Annotated in this window: 4 protein-coding genes and 1 pseudogene; 2 read left to right on the top strand and 3 right to left on the bottom strand. The window is 62.0% G+C overall.

Annotation, left to right across the window (positions count from 1 at the left end; all coding sequences use genetic code 11):
• Positions 1 to 139 precede the first annotated feature (139 nt).
• The gene (locus tag AUR66_RS13135; RefSeq protein WP_058572777.1) at positions 140 to 769 is read left to right on the top strand and encodes a halocyanin domain-containing protein; all 630 of its coding nucleotides are present in this window, start codon (positions 140 to 142) and stop codon (positions 767 to 769) included.
• 74 nt (positions 770 to 843) lie between these two features.
• On the opposite strand, the gene AUR66_RS13130 is transcribed toward AUR66_RS13135, so the two are convergent.
• Both AUR66_RS13130 and AUR66_RS13125 read right to left on the bottom strand, forming a co-directional pair.
• On the bottom strand, positions 844 to 1902 hold the full coding sequence (locus AUR66_RS13130) for a glycosyltransferase family 4 protein (protein WP_058572776.1): 1059 nt from the start codon (positions 1900 to 1902) through the stop codon (positions 844 to 846).
• Between the two features lie 97 nt (positions 1903 to 1999).
• A complete protein-coding gene (locus tag AUR66_RS13125) occupies positions 2000 to 2632 on the bottom strand; it encodes a DUF420 domain-containing protein (protein ID WP_058572775.1) in 633 nt (210 codons plus the stop codon).
• Between the two features lie 393 nt (positions 2633 to 3025).
• Between AUR66_RS13125 and AUR66_RS13120 the strand changes: the two genes are divergently transcribed.
• Entirely contained in the window at positions 3026 to 3358 is a 333-nt protein-coding gene (locus AUR66_RS13120; RefSeq protein WP_058572774.1) for a hypothetical protein, read from the top strand.
• 324 nt (positions 3359 to 3682) lie between these two features.
• Here the strand turns inward: AUR66_RS13120 and AUR66_RS13115 are convergent.
• A pseudogene (locus tag AUR66_RS13115) lies at positions 3683 to 4281 on the bottom strand (iron-containing alcohol dehydrogenase); the annotation flags it as partial.

Genomic DNA, 4281 nt, shown 5'->3' with positions numbered 1-4281 from the left:
CGAGACGGGCGAGTTCGACTACACGCTCTAATCTCCCCGCCACATTTCGGCCGGGGACCCGTCAAATTGAGGCACGGTTTCCCCCGACTGTCCGACGCGAACCAAAGTATTCACTACAGGCCCACACCAAGCGGCGGACATGACCGACGGCAACGTGGATATGTCTCGGCGGGCGTTCCTCGGCGCGGCCGCTGGTGGCGCGGCGGTTGCCGCCACTTCCGGCACGGCCGCGGCGCAAACCGAACAACCCGACTTCGGTGGCTACCTCGATGGAATCGACGGTGGCTACGAAGACCTTCGTGGACAGAGCGAAGTCACCATCGAGGTGGGTGCAGAGGGCAACGGCGGCGCCCTCGCATTCGCACCTGCGGGCGTCTGGGTCGACCCCGGGACGACCGTGACGTGGGAGTGGACCGGCGAAGGCGGCGGCCACAACGTCAAGATGGAAGAAGGCCCCGCGAGTCTCGACTCCGGCCCCGCTGTCGCCGAAGCAGGGACGACCTACGAGTACACCTTCGAAGAGGCCGACGCCGGCATCTCGAAGTACTACTGTGAACCGCACCAGGCACTCGGTATGCTCGGGGCAGTCGCCGTCGGTGGCGACGTTCCGACTGTCGAAGTCGGCGGTGGTGGCGGCGGCGCAAGCCTCCCGCAGGTCCCAGACAGCGCGAAGGCCCTCGGCGTCGCGACGACGTTCGCGATGATTGCGACGCTCGGCCTCGCGTACTTCTTCATGAAATACGGCGGCGACTACGACATCCAGGAGTAATCCCGTCGTCTCGCCCCCGGTTTTTCGCAGTCGTGAGCGGGTGCGCTCTCGTGACGTATCTGCGCCGAGTGCGCTCAGAAGAAGCCGAAGTCGTCTATCTCTGTCTCGTAGACCGATTCGTACCGGTCGACGACGTGCCGATAGTCGTAGTGGTCGAACGCGTCGTCGACCATCCGATGCTCGAATCCGCGGGCTGCGACGATTTCGTCCGCGAGTTCTTGCGGACTCGTGACGAGCGACCCGCGTTCGCGTCCTTCGACGAGTTCGTGGGCCGCAGACTGCGTCTGGTACTCGACGATGCTCACGCATCCGCAGGCGAGTGCCCACAGGAGGTTCGTCGCGAAGGGCTCGACCGTCGCCGTCTGCGCGAAGACGTGGGCTCCTTTCATGATGGGAACCGCGTCGTCCACCGAGAGGTCGCCGAGGAACTCGACTCGGTCGTCGATACGGAGGTCACGCGCCGTCTGCTCCGCGTTCGAGCGCTCCGGTCCGTCGCCGATGATGGCGGCGTCCCAGTCTTTGTCGCGGAGTTCGGCGAGTGCGAGAAGGAAGCTCTCGACGTTGGCGTGTTCGTCCAAGTCGCGGGCGTAGACGACGTCCGCTCGCGTCTCGATGTCCGCCGTCCGAACGAGTTCCATGTCGATGGGTTCGGGGACGACGTGCGTCGCGTCCACGGACGCGCCCATCTCGCGGACCTGCGTCCGAATCATCTCTGATGGCGTCAAGACGGTGTGGGGCGCCTTCGCCGCACGTCGATAGGCGCGCGACCCGCCGCGTTCGTCTCGGTTCCACCAGTCGGCGACGACAGGGACGCGCAAGAATCGTGCCGCAGTCTTCACCGCCGTCACGTGCGACGGCGGGAAACTCGCCACCTGAATCACGTCGGGGTCGACTTCGCGGAGGACGAACGGAACGCGAGAGGCGAACCGTCCCGACGCTGGCGAGTCGGTCACGCGATGGTAGGTCACGCCGTTCTGTTCGAACTCGATGACCTCGCCGTCCCACCACTTGGCACAGAGGACGACCACTTCGATGTCGCGCTCAGCCAGTAGTTCCGCGGTTCGCCGCATTCGCATCGTCGCTCCCGTCTCTTCGTGGTGCGGTGTGTACATCGAGACGAGTGCGACTCGCATATTCGCGGCCACTACGTGCCGCGATAAAAATCCACGTCTTTCGCGTCCGAGATTCGGCGCGGACGGCCAGGAGAAAACAGCCGATATCGGTCGGTCGTCAGACGCCGACGACGGGTGCGACGAGTGCCCCCGTGGCGGAGACTGTGTACTCCCATCCGTAGACGTGGTTGAGGAGCAGGTACGTCACGACGCCGAGCGCGAGCGACAAGAGCCATGCACCGGCGGCGATGCGGCCAATCTTCCGGTGGGGCGTCTCGGTCCGCAGTTCGCGCTCTGAGTGTGTGAGGCCGAGGATGAGTGCGTAGAGTACCACCGGAACCGACACGATAGAGAGGATGATGTGAATCGCCAGCATCGCGAGGTACGGGTAGTACGCGAACGCCGGGCCGACGAACTCCTTGGTCCCGCCGCCGCCAATCTTCGTGAGGTACATCACGAGGAACACGAGGATGAGGAGGAACGACGTAATCATCGCCGCGGCGTGCTTTCGGACTTCGTTGTGGCGAATCCAGCGCCATCCGGCCGCGATGACGACGACGTTGATGGTGTTGACCACGGCGATGGCGTCCGAGAGGCGATTAACCTGTTCGAGGGTCAACTCGGGGAAGATTCGACCGGGGACGAGTCCGAGGAAGGTTCCGACGACGATAGCGTATCCGACGACGGAGAGGACGGCCGTCGCCGCCGCAGGGTGTTCCTTCAGCGGATTGCCGGCGCTCGCAGTTGCCATGGGCGGGGGTTAGGAAGGGGGCGTATTCCCTCTTCGGGTTTGGGACGGTATTCGAGGGCTGGTCCGTCGAACCCTCAAAGCGATGACTGGAATGGCGTGACACAGACAGAGGGTGTATGCATCGAAGTGACACCAGTTCCGAGGTGGTTCAAACTAAGCCATCGGGTGTAGCTGGGCCCCAATATTGACAACATACCACAAGATACTCATCAAGGTGGCAGGAGTGTAGTCGTTAACGTGGTCTCCTTCCCGAATCGGTTGTCGTTGGTAGTTGTGGTAGTCGTGATTCTCGCAGGATGTACTTCAGGAGGAACGAGTGGGGTTTCGTCGTCTTCACCAACGCCGACAACGACGCCGACAACGACGCCGACACCGACAGAGACGGAGTATTGGGTGGATAGGGCGGAAAATACACACGACCCGAAGACAGTCTCAATCGAGAGCAACCTGGACCGAAACGTCACTGTCCACGTCCGTATCAGGATGTCGGGTGAAGTTGTACACAATGAGAGCTATCTCCTCGAACCAGAGTCCTCAAGACAGGTATACAATACCAACACCGATGACCCCGACGGAAATGAGGCCTTTGCAGTAGTAATCACCGTCGGAAATGTGACCGTCGAGGAAGGGATAGCCACAAACCAGTGTATTGGAGACCCGACATACAGCATATCCGAAAGTGAAAGCGGAGAACTGGGGATTAATTTCCAAGCATCGGTTTGCTGAGCGCTTGTATTCGAGAGGCGTCTACGCGAACTCTGCGACTCCTACTGCTGCATACGCGCTCTGTATTCAGCACACCCCTCGACAAACTATCAAAGAACAATCAGCTCAACGAAGCCGTTGAACCGGCACAGAGACTACCAAATCCTGTGACGTGACCATTCTGTACCACGAGCGAGGCCGAAGGCCGAGCCTCGTGGCTTCTTCCCTCCACCGTGAGCGCGTTGCGTCTCACGAGCCTTCGTTCGCTGACGCTCACGAAGACAGGTTTTTCGAGGGGTTCGAGCGACGCGAAGCGGCGCGAGGACCCCTCGAAAAAGGTGGGTTCTAGATAACGCCCGTAATCGTCGCCGCCTCGATTGCGGCGTCTTCGCTCACGCCGTTCCCCAGAATCGTGTAGCGGTCACGAATCGTGTGGGCCGTGGTGAGCGCCTCGATAATCGTCTCGTCGGCGATGCCGAGTTCGTCCGCCGTCGTCGGCGCGCCCATCGTCGAGAGTGCGTCGCGGATGTCGGTCCACTCGCCGCGAGGACCACTGTGGAAGTACTCGGTCATGATGGAGCCAACACCGACCTGATGCCCGTGAAGTGCGCGTCCGGGGGCGATGCGGTCGAGTTGGTGGGAAAAGAGGTGTTCTGCGCCGGAAGCGGGGCGCGACGACCCGGCGATAGACATGGCGACGCCCGAGGAGACGAGCGCCTTCGTGACAATCCACGCGGACTCTTCGAGGCCGGGTTTGATGGAGTCGGCGCTCTGGACGAGCATCTCGGCGGTCATCTGCGAGAGTGCGCCGGCGTACTCGGAGTACTCGACGTTCTTCAGACGGTGGGCGAGTTCCCAGTCTTTCACCGCGGTGTAGTTCGAGATGATGTCGGCACAGCCTGCGGTAGTCAGTTCCCACGGCGCTTCGGCGAGGAGTTCGGTGT

Origin of the sequence: Haloferax profundi, assembly GCF_001469865.1 — an archaeon.
GTDB lineage: Archaea > Halobacteriota > Halobacteria > Halobacteriales > Haloferacaceae > Haloferax > Haloferax profundi.
Note: the sequence above shows the minus strand (reverse complement) of the source record. Positions and strands in the feature narration are given on the sequence as shown.